The sequence below is a fragment of the Enterococcus sp. CR-Ec1 genome, assembly GCF_002850555.1.
Taxonomy (GTDB): domain Bacteria; phylum Bacillota; class Bacilli; order Lactobacillales; family Enterococcaceae; genus Enterococcus_D; species Enterococcus_D entomosocium.
This window is the reverse complement of record NZ_CP025223.1, coordinates 1387170-1407839: the sequence shown is the minus strand read 5'-3', so window position 1 is coordinate 1407839 and position 20670 is coordinate 1387170. Positions and strand designations below refer to the sequence as shown.

The following is a 20670-nucleotide window of genomic DNA, read 5'->3' as shown; positions in this document are numbered from 1 at the left end:
ATTTTCAGAAAATAATGACATTTCTTTTCTGAAGTGCTATACTTAGAAAAATTAAAAAAGGGTGTGAACGAATGACAATCGATTGGTCAAATTTAGGGTTTTCTTATATCAAAACGCCATGGCGTTTTTTGGCAACATGGAAAGACGGTTCTTGGAATGAAGGCGAACTTACCGAGGATAATTATCTGCATATCCACGAGGGATCAACCGCTCTTCATTATGGACAGCAATGTTTTGAAGGACTAAAAGCCTACCGAAGAAAAGATGGCGGCATCAATTTGTTCCGTCCAGACGAAAATAGCAAACGGATGAAACGCAGTGCCTATCGCCTGCGTATGCCAGAGGTTCCTGAGGCCTTTTTCTTAGATGCGGTAAAACAAGTAGTAAAAGCAAATCAGGAATATGTTCCGCCTTATGGCAGCGGCGCCACCTTGTATATTCGTCCTCTATTGATTGGCGTCGGAGAAAATATCGGTGTAAGCCCAGCACCAGAGTATATTTTTACGGTTTTTTGTATGCCGGTCGGACCTTACTTTAAGGGCGGATTGACACCAACCAATTTCATTGTTTCTGATTATGATCGCGCGGCACCAAATGGTACTGGCGCAGCCAAAGTTGGTGGAAATTATGCGGCGAGTTTGTTACCTGGATACGAAGCCCATCAACGGAAATTTTCCGATTGCATCTACCTTGATCCAGAAACGCATACCAAAATCGAAGAAGTCGGTTCTGCCAACTTTTTCGGGATCACGGCTGCTAATGAATTTGTGACACCAAAATCTCCTTCTATTTTACCAAGTATCACAAAATATTCATTGCTGCATCTAGCGCAACATTCATTAGGATTGACCCCTGTGGAAGGTGATGTTTATCTCAATGAGCTGGATCGTTTTGTCGAAGTGGGTGCCTGCGGAACAGCTGCTGTTATTTCCCCGATCGGCGGGATCCAAAACGGCGAGGATTTCCATGTGTTCTATAGCGAAACGGAAGTTGGTCCACAAACAAAAGCATTGTATGACCAATTGACCGGCATTCAATTCGGCGATATTTCGGCACCAACCGGTTGGATCTTTGATGTTCCATTGGATTAAGCGAACCGGGCTACATCCTCTTCAACCGAACGATCACTACGGACCGTTCGGTTTTTCTCTTACTATCGATCAATTTATCATCACTGCATCAGAATTGATTGCCACAACTCTTTTGACTTGTTACAATCATAGCAAAGGGAGGCGTAATGATGGGCAAACGATTCGGCTATTCTTTGCTAGCAACAGCCTTGTATTTGGTGGTTTCCAATATTGGTAATCTCGTTTTTGGTATTAACCGCAGCTTTAGTTGGACCACAACGTTGTGGGAAGCATTTTTCTTTTTTATTTTCGTGTTCTTATTCCAACAATTTCGAAAAAAATAAGCAGCGATCCTCGCTCATAAAAAAACGAGGATCGCTGCTTATTACTTTTTAGGAATCTCAGCCTCTAACAAAAAAAGCGCCAAATCCCTTCATACAAAAGGATTTGACACTAAGAAAAATTATTTAACTGTTACTGAAGCGCCAACTTCTTCTAAAGCTGCTTTCAATGCTTCAGCTTCGTCTTTAGAGATGCCTTCTTTAACTGCTGAAGGAGCTCCGTCAACGACTGCTTTCGCTTCTTTCAAGCCTAAGCCAGTTGCTTCACGAACTGCTTTGATAACTTTAACTTTTTGATCGCCAGCTGCAGTCAATTCTACAGTGAATTCAGTTTGTTCTTCAGCAGCACCAGCATCGCCAGCTCCACCAGCTACAGCTACAGGAGCTGCAGCAGATACGCCAAATTCTTCTTCGATAGCTTTAATTAAATCGTTTAATTCTAAGATTGTCGCGCCTTTTAGCTCTTCGACAATGTTTTCAATGTTCAATGCCATTTTGTTTTCCTCCATTTAAGTAAGTAGTTTAGTTTTTAATACTGAAAAATTATGCGGCAATTATGCTGCATCTTCTTCTTTTTCTGCCACTGCTTTGACAGCGTAAGCCACGTTGCGGATAGGTGCTTGTAGCACAGATAGCAACATAGAAAGAAGTCCTTCGCGGTTTGGCAATTTCGCCAATGCAGTAATTTCTTCCAATGAAGAAACTTTGCCTTCGATGATACCGCCTTTGATTTCTAAAGCTTTTGCGTCTTTTGCGAAATCGTTAATGATTTTTGCAGGTGCAACAACGTCTTCGTTACTGAATGCTACGGCAGTAGGGCCAGTGAATACTTCACCTAAACCTTCTAGACCAGCTTTTTCAGCAGCACGAGAAAGAATTGAGTTTTTGATAACTTTCATCTCAACGTTTGCATCACGCAATTGTTTACGTAAGCGAGTTACTTCATCAACAGTTAGTCCACGGTAGTCAACAACGACTACAGATGCGGCTGCAGAGAATTTTGCACTCACTTCATCAACGATCGCGGATTTTTTAGCGATAGCTGCTTCACTCATTTATATTTCACCTCCTGATTTTGATGGAAGAGTTTCTTCGAAACAAACTGTTCCTTTGTCCTATAAAGGACAATAAAAAAACTCTATGCCACCGTAGACATAGAGGGACTATTGAAGATTCTCAATAAACGTCCTCGGTAGGAAATTAAGGCAAATGCCACCTACTGTCTTCGGTACAGTTAAACTTTTAACCTTGACTACTTTACCATAGATAAGGTAGTCAAGTCAATAAAAGTTTTGAATTTTTGTATTAAATTAGAAAGAAGCTTGTTCTACATGGATCCCAGGACCAAATGTTGTTGTAACTGAGATATTTTTCATGTATTGACCTTTTGCTGCTGAAGGTTTAGCTTTCAACAATGTTTCATGGATCGTTTTGAAGTTTTCAATCAATTTGTCATCTTCAAAAGAAACTTTTCCGATTGGTACGTGGATGTTTCCAGCTTTGTCAACACGGTAAGTAACTTTACCAGCTTTTACTTCGTTAACTGCTTTTGTTACGTCCATTGTTACTGTACCAGTTTTAGGGTTAGGCATCAAACCTTTAGGGCCTAATACACGACCTAATTTACCAACAGTAGCCATCATGTCAGGCGTTGCAACAACAACGTCAAAATCGAACCAGCCACCTTGGATTTTTTGAACCATATCGTCGTCACCAACGAAATCAGCACCAGCTGCTTCTGCTTCTTTGGCTTTATCGCCTTTAGCAAAAACTAAAACTGTTTGTGTTTTACCAGTACCGTTTGGTAATACAACCGCGCCACGGATTTGTTGATCCGCTTTTTTAGGGTCTACGTTTAATTTGTAAGCAACTTCAACCGTTGCGTCGAATTTTGCAATATTTGTTTCTTTTGCCAAAGCTACTGCTTCTTCAACTGAATAAGCTTTTGTAGCATCAACTTTTTTCAATGCTTCTTGCATTTTTTTGCTTTTTTTAGCCATTTTGTTTCCTCCTTGATGTGGTTATAACGGTAGAACCTCCCACGTGTCCCATATTTTTCAATATGAAGCCGACTGAGAAGCTACTTCCTTAGGGCTGTAATTATTCTACAGTGATCCCCATGCTTCGTGCAGTTCCTTCAACCATGCGCATTGCTGCTTCAACGTCAGCTGCGTTTAGGTCTTCCATTTTCAATTCAGCGATTTCTTTTACTTGATCGCGTGAAACTTTTGCAACTTTTGTTTTGTTTGGTTCGCCTGAACCTTTTTCAACGTTTGCTGCTTTTTTCAACAATACTGCTGCTGGTGGTGTTTTTGTAACGAAAGTAAATGAACGGTCTTCGTATACAGAGATCACTACTGGAATGATCAAACCTGCTTGATCAGCTGTACGAGCATTGAATTCTTTAGTGAATCCCATGATGTTGATACCCGCTTGACCTAGCGCAGGACCTACCGGCGGAGCTGGTGTTGCTTTACCTGCAGGAATTTGCAATTTAACGATTTTTTCTACTTTTTTTGCCACGAGACATACCTCCTTGAGTCCGTGATGTGGTTAATTGGAGATCCAAATTTCTCCTCCCACTTTGGTGATTCATGTGCACACACAAAAAACGTGTGACGAAAGCACACTGGAATATTATAGCATCTTTATGGAATAATTCAAGGTTTTTCAGCTGATTTTTTTGAAAAAATGCTCACCAGCGCTTTTCGTTAGTCCATCGCTAAAAAAAGAAATAAAAATCACTTGCTTTTGGTCTGCTTTTTTCATTCTCTCATTTTTTTATGCTACACTACTACTGGAATTCTTCCCTATTCGTTTACTACTATCGAGGTGAAAAAAATGGAACAATTAAAATACCGCAGTGTATTTGACATAATCGGACCCATCATGGTGGGTCCCAGCAGTTCTCATACCGCCGGTGCTGCCCGGATCGGAAAAATCGTTCGCAGTATTTTTGGCGAACAGCCAGACAGTGTAGATATCCTGTTGTATGAATCGTTTGCTAAAACCTATCGCGGTCATGGAACCGATATTGCGTTAGTTGGCGGTCTCTTAGGCATGGAGCCAGATGATGCTCGCCTAGCGGACTCTTTAAAAATCGCTTATGAGAAAGGGATCGAAGTCTTATTCGTCCCTAAAAAAGAAAAAGCGGAACATCCGAATATGGTCAAGATGATTTTGACAAAAGGTAGCCACAAACTATCTGTCACTGGCATCTCGATAGGTGGTGGCAACATTCAAATCTCAGAGCTTAACGGCTTCAAAATTTCTCTGACACTGGGTACCCCTACTTATGTGATCGTCCATCAAGATGTTCCGGGAATGATTGCGAAAGTAACCAATTTACTATCAGAGGCTCAAATCAATATCGGTACGATGACCGTTACGAGAGAAGCTGTCGGTGATAAAGCAATCATGATCATCGAAGTCGATCAGCGCAATGATCAGCTGGCGCAACAAATCAAAGTTTTGCCGCACGTTTACAGCGCTGCGTATTTTGATTAAAGGAGATAAGCACATGTTCTATACAATAGAAGAGTTAGTAATAGAAAGTAAAAATTATCCTTCCGTTGCAGAGATGATGATTGCGATCGAAGCAGAAAATACTGGTCGTAGTCGCGAACAAATCCTTGCAATCATGGAAAAGAATTTAGTTGTTATGGAACAATCAGTCGCTGAAGGTGTCGCTGGTGTAAAATCGGTGACGGGATTGACCGGCGGCGATGCGACTCGCATGAACGACTACCTTGCTGCCGGTGATTTTTTAAGCGGAGAAACCATTCTACAAGCGGTCCAAAATGCCATTGCAGTCAACGAAGTCAATGCGAAAATGGGCTTGATCTGTGCAACACCGACTGCCGGTAGTGCGGGTGTTGTTTCTGGTGTATTGATGGCCGTACGTGAGCGTTTGGCACTGACTCGAGCGCAACAAGTCGACTTTTTGTTTACAGCCGGCGCCTTTGGCCTGGTGATTGCCAACAATGCCTCGATTTCCGGTGCCGAAGGCGGTTGTCAAGCAGAGATCGGTTCTGCTAGCGCAATGGCAGCGGCGGCTTTGGTTTGTGCAAAAGGTGGCACCCCCCACCAAGCGGCTCAAGCGGTGGCGATCACCCTCAAGAATATGATGGGCTTGATTTGTGACCCTGTCGCGGGCTTAGTCGAGGTCCCCTGCGTGAAGCGCAATGCCTTGGGATCTTCCCAGGCCTTTATCTCTGCCGACATGGCATTAGCAGGAATCGAAAGTGTCATCCCACCTGATGAAGTGGTCTTAGCGATGTATCAAGTCGGACGACAAATGCCTAGCATTTTCAAAGAAACGGCTGAAGGTGGTCTAGCCATGACGCCGACTGCCCAACGCCTACAGGCAGAAATCTTAGAAGCCAATCGTTGATGTTTTTTTAGAAATGAACACGAATAAAAACCAACCAAGAACAACCAATCGTTGCTTGTTCTTGGTTGGTTTTCATTTTGGCTCTATAATTTATGGGACTGATGAATCAGAATTGATTCTTCAGTCCCATTTTCATTTTAGGTATTAAAAAACATATCGTTCTCTAGTATGATTAAATCACCACAAAATAAACAACTGAGAGGACGATATGCTATATGAATGATTCTATCAAAAAAATGCTGAGAATAATAGAGAAAGATTTGATGATTATAGAGGTCTCTTACGAGACCCTTCAGAAGAAAAAGACGTTGGTCGTCGATGCTGTTCTCTCGCCTGCTCCTCGTGCTTGTAGAAGTTGTGGTTCTACTGTGGTAGATGGAAACGGGAAAGCAATTATAGTGAAAAATGGGAAGAAGGAAACGATTGTCCGTTTTGAACAATACAATCATATGCCTTTGGTTATGCGCCTAAAAAAACAGCGCTATACCTGTAAAAACTGCCGAACCCATTGGACTGCTCAAAGTTATTTTGTCCAACCCAGACATTCAATCGCAAATCATGTTAGATATAAAATTGCTTCTTTACTGACTGAAAAAGTATCTTTATCTTTTATTGCGAAAAGCTGTCAGGTATCTTTGACCACCGTTATTCGTACATTGAAAGAGTTTAAAAGCTATTTACCAAAGCAATCTAAGAAGATTCTCCCCAGAGTATTGATGGTTGATGAATTTCGTTCGCATGCTTCCATAGAAGATAAAATGAGCTTTATTTGCGCAGATGGCGAAACAGGAAAATTAATAGATGTTTTGCCTACGCGTAAATTACCTCGATTAACAAGCTATTTCTTAGGTTGTACCAATCCAGAAGAAGTAGAATTCTTGGTTACAGACATGAACGCTGCCTACTTCCAGCTCACCAAACGTGTTCTGCCAAATGCGAAAATAGTGATTGATCGGTTTCATATTGTCAAACACATGAATCAAGCGTTCAATGAGTTGCGTATCCGTGAAATGAATGAACTTCGTAAAGTAGGACAGAAAAGCCAGGCAGAAAAACTGAAAAAGAACTGGCGCTTTTTGCTAAAAAATCGTGCAAACATCAACCATTATGAATACAAAACATGGAAAAGTTTCCGAGCACCAAAATACCCATTTCTTACTGAAGCAATGATGATTGATCGATTGCTTGAGTTTTCTACGCCCCTGAAGGAGGCGTATCCCTTTTTTCATGAATTAGTTGAAGCCTTTCGAGACAAAGACCCTGACTTATTTTTCTGCATATTGGCAGAACTTCCCGAAACGTTAGATGACGGCTTTCGGGAGAAGCTTCAAAACCTTCTGACCTATGAAGAAGGCATCACCAACGCAATGATCTATCCTTATTCCAATGGAAAAATAGAAGCGAAGAATACCCACATAAAGACAATGAAACGAGTATCCTACGGATTTAAATCATTCGAGAACATGAGAATTAGAATCTTTTTGATCAATCAATTAATCAATGTAAGATAACAAAAAATCTGAGCCAGAATGCGGTTCATTCTGACCCAGATTTGATTTTGCACAACTCATCAGTCCTTATTGACAAAGAGCCTTCATTTTCCCATTATTTCCAACGACGAAAAGGCAAGCACTCCCTACTTGTTAAACAAGTAACAAATGACATTGGCGGTTTTTCTACTCCCACTCGCCTACCCTATAGTGTTTCTTTTGGGCAACGGGTTTTAATACCTTCACAGGCTCGGAAAATTTAGGTTTTCCTTCTGTTTGATCCAATGGGACCAATGGCTGCTCGCTTTCTTGTGCTTTCAAGTCCATTTGTGGTTTTTCATCCTTGGTAGCTTGCGCCTGATCGGCTGATTTTTGCCAAAGCTGTTTGCTGAGATCCAATAAGGGAATGATCATCATGGCGACTAGCCCGCCAGAAAAACCATTGTTATACAGATTCAAACCTCCATGTAAGAAATCAATATTCAGTACCATTGAGGCGTGCACAAAACCGACCACCAAGCCGCCTTTCCAGCCATAGGCATTTGTTACTGCACAGAGCATCATCGCAAAAATCGCTGACGTGACTGTAACCGTCTCGTTGATGGTGTATACGCTCAATAGATTGGCAATCGTCACCCCTGCCAATAAAGGCAGCGAGTTAAAGACATGAGAGCCACAAGCAGAAAAGCCGATGACGCAAAAGATCGCACCGATAACTGGTCCATTTAAAACCGCACCAATACTGACGACATATGCCACAAGCAAAAACGTCATCAATCCCATGTTGATCATCGTATTATAAACGCCGGTATCACGTAAGATATCTCGTTCGATTTTGCCACTATGAGACCAAATCGCTCGCATATTCAATCGTTTTTTCTTGATTGCCATCAGTGACCCATAGCCTACGAACACACTTCCTAAAACCAGCATCATGAGAATCAAACGCGGCTGCTGTTCTTGCGACACCAATGTTCTTAGCTCAATCGTTAGGCCAAACATCCGACAGATAGCGGCGACTAATGTACACAACATTCCTGAAGTGAATCCAGCACTGTATAAACTGACGCTTTGAAATAGTCCTTGAAAATATAAGGCCATGGGAACCATCAAAAAACCGGTAAAAATTCCAATACCGTACCCCATCACCAAGCTAAAATAAGGCGGTAGTGAGTCATTGAATGCAAAATAGCTGACGATTGGAGAAACCGACGATCCATACAAGGCAATCAACAGAAATTTTTTCAATGGTTCATTCATAAAATACGAATACAGACGGACGCCTAAAAATATCGGGATAAAATTTAGTAGATTTTTCCCAAAAAAACCATACCCAGTCACCATAAAGATAGCAGACACCGCGCCTCCTGTGATCGGCACCCGATAATGATAGCAAATCGAGATCGCTACAATCGTCATCAAACTGCTGTTTAATAAAGCCGACCCTACAGAAGTCATAGCAATATAATCTGTCACAAGATGACTTTCCGAAAATAAAATCAACTTGAGCTCTTCGACTGCCACCCTTGGATCGAAAAACAACATGGCAAAGAAAAACAGCAGCAAATTAAAAAGAAACAACAAGCTATACCCATTATGTACAGAGATCATCCCTTTAGTATGGGGATGAAAATCATTGTGAAACTTTACTCTAAAAAAAGCAAATAATTTTGACATAAGACCCCTTCCTCTTATAAAGCGCTTACTCATTTTGAGAAAAAAAGTGGGCCAACGAATTGGTCCACTTTATTCTCATTACTGTTATTTTACCGTAAATGAGCCGTTCATGCTAGTCTATCCAGCAGTTAAATTTTATCTACTTGCTCAAAATCAAGTTCTGTACTGGTTTCACGACCGAACATATCGATGTTCACTTTTAGTTTTTGTTTTTCTTCATCGATTTCTGCTACTTGTCCTTCTAGACCAGAAAACGCACCTTCGATGATTTTGACGGTTTCGCCAATTTCGACTTCCAGTTCAACTGTCCGAGTACTCATACCGATCGAACGTAAAATTGAATTGATTTCTTCTTGTAATAAAGGCGCTGGCTTGCTTCCTGCACCATGAGAGCCAACGAAACCTGTTACCCCAGGAGTATTACGTACAACGTACCAAGATTCATCCGTCATGACCATTTCAACTAATACATAGCCAGGAAATGTTTTATGAACGATTTCTTTGGTTTTGCCGTTTTTTTCTTCTGTTTCTACTTCTTCGGGAACGACGACACGGAAAATATAATCACCCATCCCCATGCTTTGTGCACGTGACTCTAGGTTCGCTTTTACTTTGTTTTCATAGCCAGAATACGTATGCAGTACATACCAATTTTTTTCAAAAGATTCCATTTTTTTCGGACTCCCCATCTTTTTTGTAAAATAAAAAAACCTCAGCTGCACCGAAGTTTTTCCTCAAAGCGATTATAGCACGATTTGTGATAAATGACTAGCGCTATCAGTAAGAAGTGTTACTTTAGGATCCAATTGAAGACCGTTTGAATCAGTGTGTCCATCACAAAGAACATCAATGCAAAAATAATGGTTGTTTGAATCACCACAAATGTATCTTTGCGTAATTGTTTTTTTGATGGCCAAGAAACGTTTTTCATTTCTTCAACAACATTTTTCAAAAATTTCATTCGATTCCCTCCTTACTTCGTTTCACGATGCAAAGTATATTGATTGCAATACTTGCAAAATTTGTTGATTTCAAGGCGTTCGCCTTTTTTACCTTCACTGACTGATTTTGAATAGTTGCGGGATCCGCAGACAGAACAAGCCAAAGCAGCTTTTTTCGTTGCCATCTTAGTGTCCTCCCCCTTTTTATAAAGTTTTCCAACACTAAAAATACCATTTATTTAAGATTGTGTCAATTTTTGATTTTCTGTCGTATAAATATAGTTTCTGCTGATTTTGTGGTATGATAATGGTGATAAATGGGTATTTGGGAGGGAAAATTATGTTATTAAAAACAATGGTTTACAAAAAACGCGATTTAACAACGGTAAAGGAAACAGCTACCTTAGAAGAAGCGCTGGCAATTTTAGAAGAGTCTGGTTATCGTTGTGTGCCTATCCTAGATGAATCAGGAAAGATTTTTAGAGGAAATATTTATAAAATGCACATCTATCGCCATAAAGCAAATGGCGGTGACATGACTTTACCCGTCACCTATCTGCTAAAAAATGCGACGAAGTTCATTTATGTCAACTCTTCATTTTTTAAGGTTTTCTTTACAATCAAAGAATTGCCTTATATTGCGGTACTAGATGAAAACAATCAATTTTACGGCATCTTGACTCATAGTTCCTTATTGAATATGTTGTCACAATCATGGAGCGTCGAACAAGGAAGCTATGTGTTGACGATCGCATCAACAGGTCAACAAGGCGACTTAGCGGTTATCTCAAAAATAATCGCAAAATACAGCAGTATCGCTAGCTGTATCACTCTCGACATCGGTAAAGACGAATTTATTCGTCGTACGATGATCACTTTACCAGCGAACACATCAAAAGAATTATGCGACAAGATCGTTTCTCAACTGGAAGCAAAAAATTTCAAAGTTGTGGAGATCGAAGACCTAAAAGCAGAATAAAACAAAAGATCATTCCTAAAAAAGAAAGGAATGATCTTTTTTCTTGTTTTTTGAGAACCATCAAAGCAAAAAACAAGCTTTTTTTACACGCGCTTATCGAAGCGAACGGCACGATTGATGATATACATCACCGGTGCCGTAATCGTCATTACAATAAATTCACTCAATGCCGTTGTTGCAAATGTTGGCCAGAAAGGCAATGCTAAGGTGATATTTAGCATAATCGCAATCAGGAACATACTTAATGAAAAAACAATGGTATTAAATGCCAGTCTTACGAAAACATTTGGAATCTTCTTATATACCAATGCAGTTGCTCCTAAAGCCAAGAAGCTTCCGAAACCGCCGAATACGACATCCAAGATCCCCATTCCAAAGAACATGTTATACACTACAACCCCGCCAACGACACCCCACATCAATTTTCTGTTGAAAACGACCAAGTGATTCAATCCTTCAGATATCCTAAATTGAATCGCTCCTGAGGCAACGGGTGAGACTAGAACCGTTACAGCAACATAAAGTGCCATAATGATCCCATTGGCTGCGACGACACGCAAACGTTGATTGGTTAGATTTGTTGATTTTTCCATTTGATCCCTACTTTCTCCGAGTTTTGATTACGCGGGATGGTTGATGAACCGCGGTGCGCTTCGCACAAGTACTTATTATACACATTAATAGCCATATATCAATGTTAAACCGGCCATTTAATCATCAAATCATCTCGAAATCACCTGACAAAACTTTATGCAGATGGAATTGCTCCCTCTGTTCCTTCATTCGTTGATTCAAAGAAACACTTCGCAGCTTTCATTTTCTAGCCCTATTCGACTATCAATGAATCATCCATCGTCAGATTTCCTAATAGCTTGTGATTCAATCTTTAACCTTGAAAGAGATGGCAAAAATATTATTTTTACGCCTACCGAAGAAATGAACGATGAAGATGGTGGCTTTGTGTTGAAACCTCGCTAAATCAAGGCGCATCTCGTGATGAAAGGTTAAGTGCTGAATTACTTTAAGATTCGTCGGATCTACGCACAGAAATCATCTTGAATACGTAAAACATCCCTTTTCGCTAACGGAAAGGGATGTTTAGAATGAATCAGACGATTCAGTTACTTTTTGATCAAAAATAGCTTTCTTCTCGTTGCCTCGTTACCTTTTTGGTAAAGCAATTTCTCATAGATGTTTACTCAGCGAATGCCTGCCACACCTCTATTTAGCTGGTCGAAAGCCCGCTTTGTAGGCTTCCACCTCTGTCTTGAACATCCGAATTGGACTGGTCGTTTTATTATAATATTGACTCCCCGGTATATGATAAATCTTTTGTTTGGAGCCTTTGATCAGCCCTTTGCCCCGTTTGTCTACATATTTTTTCAGTCCATCTCTAAATGCATCATTCGTCGTTCCAGGTGCTTTCCCACCTTTTTTCACCAGTTTGACCTGGATTGCTTCCAGTTGAAAACCAAAGCCAGACGTTCCTGAAGACTGTCCGTTTTTCGCCCACCCCATCCAGCCAAATTGTTGTGAATTGACTCGATAATAGACATCGTAATACTTAGCGATCTCACCGGTGAGTTTGATTTGGATCGCCTCCAACCGTTGCCCTTTTCCACTTGTACCAGATAGAGTCCCATTTTTTCTAAACGATTTTTCCCATCCTTGTTTCTGAATGGAGGTTTTATATTCAATATTCCCTTTGTATTTTTCGTTAGTAATTTTTATCTTGATTGCTTCAAGTCGCTTGGCTTTCCCTGTGGTCCCTGACGTCTGACCGTTTGTTTTCCATGATTGCCACCCTTGAGACTGGATATTTGTTTGATAGCTCACACTTGGTGAAGATGCAGCAAAAACTGTCATCGGAAAAACAACAAAGCCAAGTAAAAGAACAAATAGTATTGACACTTTTTTCATTTTAAACCCTCCTTATTTTGATTATCTCAATATAATATCTAAAAAACAAACTTTTTATGAACAATAAATATTTTTTTATCAAAACACTTATTTAAACGTTGAACAGACTGAGAAATAAAAAAAGGAGTCTTAAGCGATGGCAACGAAAGTCAATTCATTTAGGGTTGGGGTCACTTATTGTATTCCTTTCAACACTCAAAGTTGAAAATTGCATGGTATCAAGCTAGCTTCTCGACGACTGATAAAATTTGCCTGTCAACGTACGATGAAAGAATCGTTGTTCATTTTTCTGAAAATCTAAGCAATTGACCGTCTGCAATGTGGTATAATCGACTTCGTTGAAATTTGTTTTGAGAGGATGGCATGATTGAACTTATTTGGATTGACCTTTGGCTTAAGAAATGTAAAAACTGGAATCAGTGTATTCCTCTGTATTTTGATTAGTGTTCTTTTGAATCGTGAAACCTACGTCGTATCAACGATCACAGCTGTTTTCACATTAAGAGAAGATCATGAGAATACCGTCAAATACGGGAAACATCGGATTGCCGGTAACAGCTTCGGCGCAATCGCTTCTGTATTTTGTATTGCGATATTTAACTTTTTCGGACATTCGTCCTTTATTCAAATGATTGCAATCCCTTTAGTGATCATGTTAATGATCGCTTTATTGGTCAAATTTGATTACTCCGAGGGAACAGTTGGTGCTTGTGCCACACTATTGACGATTTTATTTATGATTCCTCAAACTGAATCTTACTTGTATGCTTTTAATCGAATTGTTGATAGTTTTATCGGCATGACGATTGCAATATTGGTGAACCGCTTTTTTCCATTTCCGAATAAAAGTACCGCAGGGACGAAGACGACAACAAATGAGAGTGATTCATTTTAAAAATGAAAAAGAAAAAAACCATCTCAAAACAGCTTTGAGATGGCTTTTTAAGAATGGATCAGTTACTGAAAAGAACTTGTTGGTCTTCAATTAATGGATAAGAAATCGGTACATTACCTTCCAAATCTTCTTTATTCATATCAACTGCAACGATTTGACTATTTTCATACGTACGATAGTAATAGATTCCTTTATCTGTATTGCAGCAAGAAGAATAAATCGTGTACTCATAGCGCTCATTGCCTATGTCACAAAGTCCTTTTTGTTGCTCAACCGAACCTAAAATATGGAAGAACTGACTAATGCTTTCGGATTCAGATTCTCCAGAAACGGAATTCAATCGGGTAAAAGCTACTTTGACAAAGCGAGACATCGAAGAAAGATCTCCTGGCAGACCTAAGCCGCCCATTCCACGACTATATTCATCAAAATCCACCTTGTCAGAAAAATGAGTTTCCGGAGTTTTCGATGATAACACACGGTAATTATTCAAATTGAACAATTGATAGTCAAATGGTGGATTATTTGTCAAAACTCCCACCGGATTTTCATGAATATGAAGGCCATCACTCATACTTTCCACAACGATGGCACTTTTTTTATCAGCAATCATCCAATGCAAAGGCGATAGAGGCAAATCTTCACTAAAATTGATCCGAACGAGATTGACATTGGCTAATAGCCCTTTTACCTCTTCGACAGTAGCGCATTGTCCTAAGAGCCATGGGATGAACTCAAAAGGCGTAACATTCTCTTTTCCTTCTTGAAATTCATTGTAGACAGCATTTTCTGGAAAATTCAATCCAGCGATACCTAAACCTTTTTCATTGACCGCATCATAATACAGTGGATACTCAGCGACACCAGCAGCAATCCCAATCATTGCGTAATGGTGATCTATTTCACTTACTTTGCGAAATTTGAATGGATAATTTCTCGGAGTAATGGTCACTACTTCTTTATAAGAAACATCATAATCAAAATTTCTGCCAAAATAATGATCTTTCGTTACATAAGTTAACGCAGTACACATAATACTTCCTCCTAAAATAAGTTTTTTACACTTCTAATTTACTCCTATCGCTTTTTTTTAACAAGGAAAAAGCAATAAATAATAATAAAAAAATAATTAGATATATTATAGTTATTTTAATATCTTTTCTCCATAAAATGCAAACCTTTTGAATTTTTACACAAAATAAAAAAAACGCTTTTTTTATCACTATTTATAACAATATGCATAAACATAGTTAAATAATGGTTAAAATAACCAGATACTTCTTTATTCGTGAGGCTTTTCAAGGTAAAATAAATAAAGTATCTAAAAAAGAAAGGATATGTTCTTTTTTAGATACAAAAAAATATTTCTTCATAAATTATAATATAAGCAAAATATTACAATTTATTTTGAAAAAAAGGGGTTTAAAAATGAAAAAGATTTTATTTGGTTTTGTACTAGTATCCACTTTATTCCTGGCTGGTTGCTCTAGTGAAGATGTGGAAAGTGATACTGTCGAATCGTCACAACAAACAACTGAAACAACAATGGAAAGCTCCGAAGATTCTGAGGATGTCGCTGCTTCTGAAGAAGAAGAGATTGAAACTAATGAGAGCTCAGAAGAAGAAATTGACAGCCAAGCGAATGAGCAAGCTTCTGATGAATTGGAAGCACAACTTGAAAAATTATCTGATACGTACGCTGATCTGATCGCAGAAGTTGAAGGGTATATTGCCAATCCTGAAACTTATGATTTGTCCGCTTACACTTCTGTTATGCGTAGCTACACTGATTTGATGAGAGAATTTCAAACAACCACTGAGACAATTGAAGCGGCTGATCTAGGTGACGGCTGGGCTTACTACGATATCTATATGGATATTTTAGAAGAATCTGTGAAACTAACTGAAGCCTTCGCCAATCTACCAGAAATGCAGCAATAACTAAAGGAGCTCTCCTATGAAAAAAGTACTAATTAAGCTAGTACGGATTTTATGTGTGATCACAATAATCCTTAACATACTAGGCACCTCTGCTTTGTTTTATCTTGCCCATACTCAAAATTTACTGGGATTTATGTTTCAAACATGGCAAAATAATCCGTTTAATTTTAGTAATTACGATGTGCTGATAATCAATAATGCGATTATATTTTTAGTGGTTCCAATTTTGATTTTAATTTTTGTGAAAAATCCAAAAAAAGAATGACTGCTACTTTCTAAAAGACATAAAAGCAAAATCGAATGAAAACTCGGTTTTGCTTTTCCTTTATCTTTTATTTAAACTATTTAAATTTATCTAAAAGACAACTACCAAATCATGTAAGCGATTGCCAAAAGAGAAAAATGTGCTATACTATAAGTGTAAGGAGCAAGGATTCCCAGTAAAGCAGACGAAGCAGGTTCTGCAAGAAAAGAATTGTTGTCAACTTAGAATAAAAGACAAAGGATGTGGGAATTTGAGTTACTCCTTACTAATTGAATAGGATTCGGCGATGGGCATCATTACCTGAGGATCAAAGTGGACATAAGAACCTTTGAAAACCCAGAAAGCACAATCGTCGAATCTATTTTTTTGCTCTTTTTTCAGGCATCGTCTCCCCGCCTTCTGTCGAAACATGCTATAATTAACCGCATTGAACGAAAAAACGATATGGAGCTATTCATAAAATGAACTATTATTATCACTTCCTCGTAAACCCTGCTTCAGGTAGTGGACGAGGAAAAAAAGCGGCGGAACGTGTGCAAAGAATCGTAAAAAAACATCGTTTCCCCCATCAAATCTACCTAACCAAATCACCCGGCGACGAACGGTACATCACCAGAAAACTCTTAAAAGAACGCCTTTTGCCTTGGGATGATGTCTATTTAGAAAATGGCGAGATGCTTTATCCATTATTGGTGGTTATCGGCGGTGATGGAACGCTGCACCAAGTAGTATCAGAGTTACAACTTGAACAACAACAAATTCCCGTTGCTTACATCCCCGCTGGCTCGGGAAACGATTTTGCGCGAAGTATCGATCTGCCACGAGAGCCGGAAAAAGCGTTTTGGAAAATTGCCGGTACTACTAAGCCCCAAGAATTGGCCATTATCCGCTATGAAGAGCAGATCCAAGAGGAAAACGGCATCGCTCTTAATAATGTGGGTATTGGTCTTGATGCGGCAATCGTCTATACCACCAATCACTCTGTGGCAAAAAGCAGTCTTAATAAGTTCAACCTCGGCTCCTTTTCCTATATCGCTGCAATTATCCGCGTTTTGTTTCTTCAAAGAGGTTTTCCGATCTTAGTCGAGTGTAATGGGCAACAATTCAGTTATAAAAAAGCTTTTTTGTGCACCACGACCAATCATCCTTACTTTGGCGGCGGTGTTGCAATCGCCCCAACCGCTTCAGTCAGAGAGAAAAAGTTTGATTTCGTACTCGTTGAGCGTGTGTCGATTTTCAAGATTTTCTGGCTGATCGGTTTACTGATGCGTAAGAAACACATGAATTCACGCTACTTTCATCATCTCTCCACGTCGAAGCTGAGAATTATCTCTACCGTGCCCCAACATGGACAAGAAGATGGCGAAGAAATGGGCCAACGTCCCTTTGATATTACCTTTACTACTGCCAATCAATTATTTTGGTGCCCATAAAGAAAACGATACAAATCAGCAACGATTTGTATCGTTTTTTTCTGTGTACCTGTTAGTTTTTCGCTGAGTTGTACTGCCAACGAGGACTGCCTTCTTTTCCCAAAACAAAATGAATCATTGAAAATACTGCTGCAAATGCAACCAAGACAAAGCCATTGAACCAAAACGATTCAGTAAACCCTTGATTGTACGTGAGGGTCTCGCTAATCAAGGTATTGTTTTGAACAAACCAATACGTTGGTGTAAACGCCGCGATTTTATTGACGATATCTGGCAGGAAATTAGCTGATACAAAGACACCACCGATAAAACAGCTGCCGGTTATAAAGATATTGCTGATCCCGCCGATTGCTTCTGAATTTTTCACCAGGGAAGTGACACACGCCGAGACGCTGATGACTGGTAATAAAAACAAGAACGTGTTCAAAATGTGGTACCAAGCTGCTGTATCCCAAGACGTGCGGATCACTAATAACACCATCAGTAATAAAAAGCCGAAAGTTAAGAGCAGCGAATAACTGATCAAGCTTAACAGGATTTTCCGCTGTAAGACACGTTTAGCAAGAGGGGCGCTCTGGTTTCGCTTGCTGATTGCTTTGCGATTAAAGGCCATATTGATCACGCCAAACCCGCTAAATATTGATAGAAAGAGACCATATGACAATAAGTTAAAGGTCATGCCTGTTAACATTTTTTTCATTCGTTGACTATATTCTGTACTGAGTTCAACTTGCCCAGTGACGGCTAGCGCTGTTTGTGCTTGTTCTATCGCCTCACTAACTGTTTTACCTTCTTCTTTAAAAAGCAAAAGCGTCTGTAAGTACGTGTTCACTTGCTGGGTGACAATGGTTTTAGAGAAAGCATCTGGCCGGCTTTGAATCTCGATTGCTGGCATCTGGCCGGCCTCCACCTGTTCCTTGAAATCTACTGGTAAATGCAAGACGATGTTTATGCGATTAAAATAAAGGGCATCATCAATTTCTTTTTGTGAGGTACCCTCCAAAGTGACCAAGGTCTGCTTCTCCTTCAAGTAGTCCCGAAGACCGTCAACGACTGGCGACTCCTCTTCACTGATCAAAGCAATGTTGGCTTCTTGTAAAGAGGTGTTTTCGACGTCGATGCTTTGTGCATAAAAGAATGTAACTCCCACAGTGATCAGTACTCCAATTAGTAAGTTCGACTTATTGGCCTTCAGTAAAGTCCAAATCGTTTTATAAAGCGTCATAGCGCACCCCTCTTTCGATCCAAGTATTTCCAATTGCGAAAAGGACGATAAAGCCAGTCAACCATAAAAGATTGGTATAAAAGCTAGCCAGATCTGTATAGTAGTATAATTGATAGAGACTTTCACTGATCAAATTGACGAGATTTATTTGCCCCAGTATCGGCACATGTAGATCAAGCCAATACTTGATTTGTTCCGAGCCCATCATCCCGGCAAAAAAGCTCATCGCCATCGTCACGGAAATCAAAATGCCATCCTTTTGCACCAGATTCATTTTTGGCGTCAGATTTCCAATCAATGTTCCTAGCAAAATCGCACACAATGATCCCAACGCGGCAACCAGTAGTAGCCACTGCCATCGTTCACCAAAGTCTACTTGATAGACAAAACGAAAAACCGCTAAAATAATGTAGACTTCTACTAACACAATCGTAAAACTCGCCGCTAAATTCGCACTTGAAACCAATGTGCGTTTTCTTGGTATCAAGGAAAGCCGAATCCCATTCGCGGATTGATTGGCTTGCTGATCCTGAACATTGCGAACACCCCACATCGTCCCATAGAGGATCGCCATCCCAATCAAAGTAAAGAAATAAAAACTTTTAACACTCATGTCACGATCAGCATTCACTTCTTGAAAAGTCGCTTCCTGTTCAAACGCGGCCATAATTGGTGCAAGATCAAGCGTTTCAAGTTCTGCTGCTTTACTAGAAATAATCGCTGTACGTTGTAAAAATTGATCCATTACATTTTTCATCAACGTCTGACTCATGCCCGCTTGCCCCACATGGAGTGAAATCGTTTCGTCAGCTATCAGATAAAACCCAGCTAAATCACCCACATTCAGCTCTTCAACTGCCTCTGCTTCTGATAGTTCCTTAAGGTCAAATAATGGTTTTTCATTGATTTCCACTTGTTCAAGGACCGCGGAAAAATTTTCCGAAAGCGCTGATTGATCCCCGTTTTTTACGATTCCCGTCGTGATTGTCTCTAAATTTCCTGCTTGATCGATCTCCCCAAAGGCCGCCATAAACATTAGGCCTAAGAGAATGGGAAACGCCAACGTCCAAAACAGCATGGATTTATTTCGCAACAGCACTTTTGTGCGATATTTGTAAAAATGCCAAAACATGTTTTCCCCTCCTTTAGTCTCTCAATTCCTTGCCCGTGATCTCTAAAAAGACATCATTTAAGGTCGCTTCTTTGGTTGCAATTTTTCCGTAACTGATTTTCTCTGCTTGTAAGAGCGTCAAAATGGGGAGCAAGACCGTATTGAGTTCCGTCGTTGTTACTTGGAGCTGTCCCTCTTTATAAACGATCCCGTCAGCAGTAATGGTGGTTTGAATTGTAGCCAATACATGGTCTGGCAGTAAGGGGATGTCGATGGTCAAACGATCTGCCGTGCGTACCATGTCTTTCAGAGATTCCTTGGTCCCTTTGGCAATCACCTGTCCCTGATCCATAATCACGATCTGGTCACAAAGAATTTCCACTTCTTCCATGTAATGGGTCGTATAAACGATCGTTGCTCCTTGACGATTCAGCTCTTTGATGCTTTCCAAAATTTTATTACGACTTTGGGGATCGACGGCGACTGTTGGTTCATCTAAAAAAATCAAGCGTGGCTTATGAGCGATCCCACAGGCAATATTCAACCGTCGTTTCAAGCCACCACTCAGCTCTCCTGGATGAAAGGTCACGAAATTTTCCAATCCCACTAATTGTATGACTTCTTCGATCAATGCTTGCCGTTTCTCTTTGTCAGCAACATATAAACCACAAAAATAATCGATATTTTCTTGTACACTTAGTTCTTCAAAGACGGCAACATCTTGAGGAACGACGCCGATCATTGCTTTAACGGCATAGTTTTCAGGGGTCATGGTTGATCCAAACAGTTTAATGGTGCCTTTGTCATAATTTAGCAAAGAGAGCATACAATTGATAGCAGTCGATTTCCCACTACCGTTTGGTCCCAATAATCCTAAAACTTCCCCTTCTTGTACTTGCAGATCAAAATGATTCAATGCCACAAAATCCCCATAGCGTTTAACTAATTTATCAATTTCAATAATCATGATGAAAAACTCCTTCCAAATT

General features: G+C 39.9%; 24 protein-coding genes and 1 other annotated feature. Of the genes, 10 read left to right on the top strand and 14 right to left on the bottom strand.

The window, feature by feature from the left end; all coding sequences use genetic code 11:
* Positions 1 to 71: 71 nt before the first annotated feature.
* Positions 72 to 1091 carry a branched-chain amino acid aminotransferase gene (locus CXM95_RS06750; protein ID WP_101698927.1) on the top strand — a complete coding sequence of 340 codons (1020 nt, stop codon included), beginning with the start codon at positions 72 to 74 and terminating at the stop codon, positions 1089 to 1091.
* A gap of 149 nt (positions 1092 to 1240) precedes the next feature.
* Positions 1241 to 1414: a hypothetical protein gene (locus CXM95_RS18830; RefSeq protein WP_005236653.1), complete on the top strand. Its 174-nt coding sequence runs from the start codon at positions 1241 to 1243 to the stop codon at positions 1412 to 1414.
* A gap of 119 nt (positions 1415 to 1533) precedes the next feature.
* Here the strand turns inward: CXM95_RS18830 and rplL are convergent, their stop codons facing one another.
* The 4 genes from rplL to rplK all read right to left on the bottom strand — a co-directional run bounded on the left by rplL (position 1534) and on the right by rplK (position 3934).
* Positions 1534 to 1905: a 50S ribosomal protein L7/L12 gene (rplL, locus tag CXM95_RS06740; protein ID WP_003127081.1), complete on the bottom strand. Its 372-nt coding sequence runs from the start codon at positions 1903 to 1905 to the stop codon at positions 1534 to 1536.
* A gap of 60 nt (positions 1906 to 1965) precedes the next feature.
* Positions 1966 to 2466, bottom strand: a complete 501-nt coding sequence (gene rplJ / locus CXM95_RS06735; protein WP_005236672.1) for a 50S ribosomal protein L10 — start codon at positions 2464 to 2466, stop codon at positions 1966 to 1968.
* Positions 2467 to 2531: 65 nt separating this feature from the next.
* Positions 2532 to 2658: a sequence feature (ribosomal protein L10 leader region), on the bottom strand.
* Between the two features lie 63 nt (positions 2659 to 2721).
* Positions 2722 to 3411, bottom strand: a complete 690-nt coding sequence (rplA, locus tag CXM95_RS06730) for a 50S ribosomal protein L1 (RefSeq protein ID WP_005229790.1) — start codon at positions 3409 to 3411, stop codon at positions 2722 to 2724.
* 100 nt (positions 3412 to 3511) lie between these two features.
* Positions 3512 to 3934 carry a 50S ribosomal protein L11 gene (gene rplK / locus CXM95_RS06725; protein WP_005229787.1) on the bottom strand — a complete coding sequence of 141 codons (423 nt, stop codon included), beginning with the start codon at positions 3932 to 3934 and terminating at the stop codon, positions 3512 to 3514.
* A gap of 318 nt (positions 3935 to 4252) precedes the next feature.
* Between rplK and sdaAB the strand changes: the two genes are divergently transcribed.
* The 3 genes from sdaAB to CXM95_RS06705 all read left to right on the top strand — a co-directional run bounded on the left by sdaAB (position 4253) and on the right by CXM95_RS06705 (position 7315).
* On the top strand, positions 4253 to 4918 hold the full coding sequence (sdaAB, locus tag CXM95_RS06715; protein ID WP_005229781.1) for an L-serine ammonia-lyase, iron-sulfur-dependent subunit beta: 666 nt from the start codon (positions 4253 to 4255) through the stop codon (positions 4916 to 4918).
* A 13-nt stretch (positions 4919 to 4931) separates the two neighbouring features.
* The gene (gene sdaAA, locus CXM95_RS06710; RefSeq protein WP_008381622.1) at positions 4932 to 5804 is read left to right on the top strand and encodes an L-serine ammonia-lyase, iron-sulfur-dependent, subunit alpha; all 873 of its coding nucleotides are present in this window, start codon (positions 4932 to 4934) and stop codon (positions 5802 to 5804) included.
* 215 nt (positions 5805 to 6019) lie between these two features.
* Positions 6020 to 7315 carry an ISL3 family transposase gene (locus CXM95_RS06705; RefSeq protein WP_086298954.1) on the top strand — a complete coding sequence of 432 codons (1296 nt, stop codon included), beginning with the start codon at positions 6020 to 6022 and terminating at the stop codon, positions 7313 to 7315.
* Between the two features lie 165 nt (positions 7316 to 7480).
* On the opposite strand, the gene CXM95_RS06695 is transcribed toward CXM95_RS06705, so the two are convergent.
* From CXM95_RS06695 to rpmG, 4 genes are all read right to left on the bottom strand, one after another.
* Positions 7481 to 8971 (bottom strand): DUF1576 domain-containing protein, encoded by a 1491-nt coding sequence (locus CXM95_RS06695; RefSeq protein ID WP_086372740.1) that lies wholly within the window; start codon positions 8969 to 8971, stop codon positions 7481 to 7483.
* A 128-nt stretch (positions 8972 to 9099) separates the two neighbouring features.
* Positions 9100 to 9642 (bottom strand): transcription termination/antitermination protein NusG, encoded by a 543-nt coding sequence (gene nusG / locus CXM95_RS06690; RefSeq protein WP_005229769.1) that lies wholly within the window; start codon positions 9640 to 9642, stop codon positions 9100 to 9102.
* 119 nt (positions 9643 to 9761) lie between these two features.
* The gene (secE, locus tag CXM95_RS06685; protein WP_005229766.1) at positions 9762 to 9932 is read right to left on the bottom strand and encodes a preprotein translocase subunit SecE; all 171 of its coding nucleotides are present in this window, start codon (positions 9930 to 9932) and stop codon (positions 9762 to 9764) included.
* Between the two features lie 12 nt (positions 9933 to 9944).
* The gene (rpmG, locus tag CXM95_RS06680; RefSeq protein ID WP_005229764.1) at positions 9945 to 10097 is read right to left on the bottom strand and encodes a 50S ribosomal protein L33; all 153 of its coding nucleotides are present in this window, start codon (positions 10095 to 10097) and stop codon (positions 9945 to 9947) included.
* Between the two features lie 155 nt (positions 10098 to 10252).
* Here rpmG and cbpA point away from each other — a divergent pair, with 155 nt between their 5' ends.
* A complete protein-coding gene (gene cbpA, locus CXM95_RS06675) occupies positions 10253 to 10891 on the top strand; it encodes a cyclic di-AMP binding protein CbpA (RefSeq protein WP_086372739.1) in 639 nt (212 codons plus the stop codon).
* A gap of 83 nt (positions 10892 to 10974) precedes the next feature.
* Here cbpA and CXM95_RS06670 read toward each other — a convergent pair whose 3' ends face one another.
* Both CXM95_RS06670 and CXM95_RS06660 read right to left on the bottom strand, forming a co-directional pair.
* Positions 10975 to 11484, bottom strand: a complete 510-nt coding sequence (locus CXM95_RS06670) for a QueT transporter family protein (RefSeq protein WP_008379785.1) — start codon at positions 11482 to 11484, stop codon at positions 10975 to 10977.
* Positions 11485 to 12112: 628 nt separating this feature from the next.
* A complete protein-coding gene (locus CXM95_RS06660) occupies positions 12113 to 12811 on the bottom strand; it encodes a sunset domain-containing protein (RefSeq protein WP_086299574.1) in 699 nt (232 codons plus the stop codon).
* Positions 12812 to 13178: 367 nt separating this feature from the next.
* On the opposite strand from CXM95_RS06660, the gene CXM95_RS06655 reads away from it, so the two are divergent.
* A complete protein-coding gene (locus tag CXM95_RS06655; protein ID WP_005236688.1) occupies positions 13179 to 13706 on the top strand; it encodes an FUSC family protein in 528 nt (175 codons plus the stop codon).
* Positions 13707 to 13764: 58 nt separating this feature from the next.
* Here CXM95_RS06655 and bsh read toward each other — a convergent pair whose 3' ends face one another.
* Positions 13765 to 14739, bottom strand: coding sequence for a choloylglycine hydrolase (gene bsh / locus CXM95_RS06650; RefSeq protein WP_005236690.1), 975 nt, complete (start codon positions 14737 to 14739; stop codon positions 13765 to 13767).
* Between the two features lie 395 nt (positions 14740 to 15134).
* Between bsh and CXM95_RS06645 the strand changes: the two genes are divergently transcribed.
* From CXM95_RS06645 to CXM95_RS06635, 3 genes are all read left to right on the top strand, one after another.
* Positions 15135 to 15647 carry a membrane lipoprotein lipid attachment site-containing protein gene (locus tag CXM95_RS06645; protein ID WP_008379783.1) on the top strand — a complete coding sequence of 171 codons (513 nt, stop codon included), beginning with the start codon at positions 15135 to 15137 and terminating at the stop codon, positions 15645 to 15647.
* A 16-nt stretch (positions 15648 to 15663) separates the two neighbouring features.
* Entirely contained in the window at positions 15664 to 15912 is a 249-nt protein-coding gene (locus tag CXM95_RS06640) for a hypothetical protein (protein WP_005236692.1), read from the top strand.
* Positions 15913 to 16373: 461 nt separating this feature from the next.
* Positions 16374 to 17345, top strand: coding sequence for a diacylglycerol/lipid kinase family protein (locus CXM95_RS06635; RefSeq protein WP_005236695.1), 972 nt, complete (start codon positions 16374 to 16376; stop codon positions 17343 to 17345).
* Positions 17346 to 17397: 52 nt separating this feature from the next.
* Here CXM95_RS06635 and CXM95_RS06630 read toward each other — a convergent pair whose 3' ends face one another.
* The 3 genes from CXM95_RS06630 to CXM95_RS06620 are packed head-to-tail and all read right to left on the bottom strand — an operon-like array spanning position 17398 to position 20648.
* Complete coding sequence (locus CXM95_RS06630) at positions 17398 to 18570, bottom strand: ABC transporter permease (protein ID WP_086299576.1); 1173 nt, start codon at positions 18568 to 18570, stop codon at positions 17398 to 17400.
* The gene (locus CXM95_RS06625) at positions 18557 to 19702 is read right to left on the bottom strand and encodes an ABC transporter permease (protein ID WP_086299577.1); all 1146 of its coding nucleotides are present in this window, start codon (positions 19700 to 19702) and stop codon (positions 18557 to 18559) included. The genes CXM95_RS06630 and CXM95_RS06625 overlap by 14 nt, the downstream gene beginning before the upstream one ends.
* A gap of 13 nt (positions 19703 to 19715) precedes the next feature.
* A complete protein-coding gene (locus CXM95_RS06620; RefSeq protein WP_005236700.1) occupies positions 19716 to 20648 on the bottom strand; it encodes an ABC transporter ATP-binding protein in 933 nt (310 codons plus the stop codon).
* Positions 20649 to 20670: the final 22 nt, after the last annotated feature.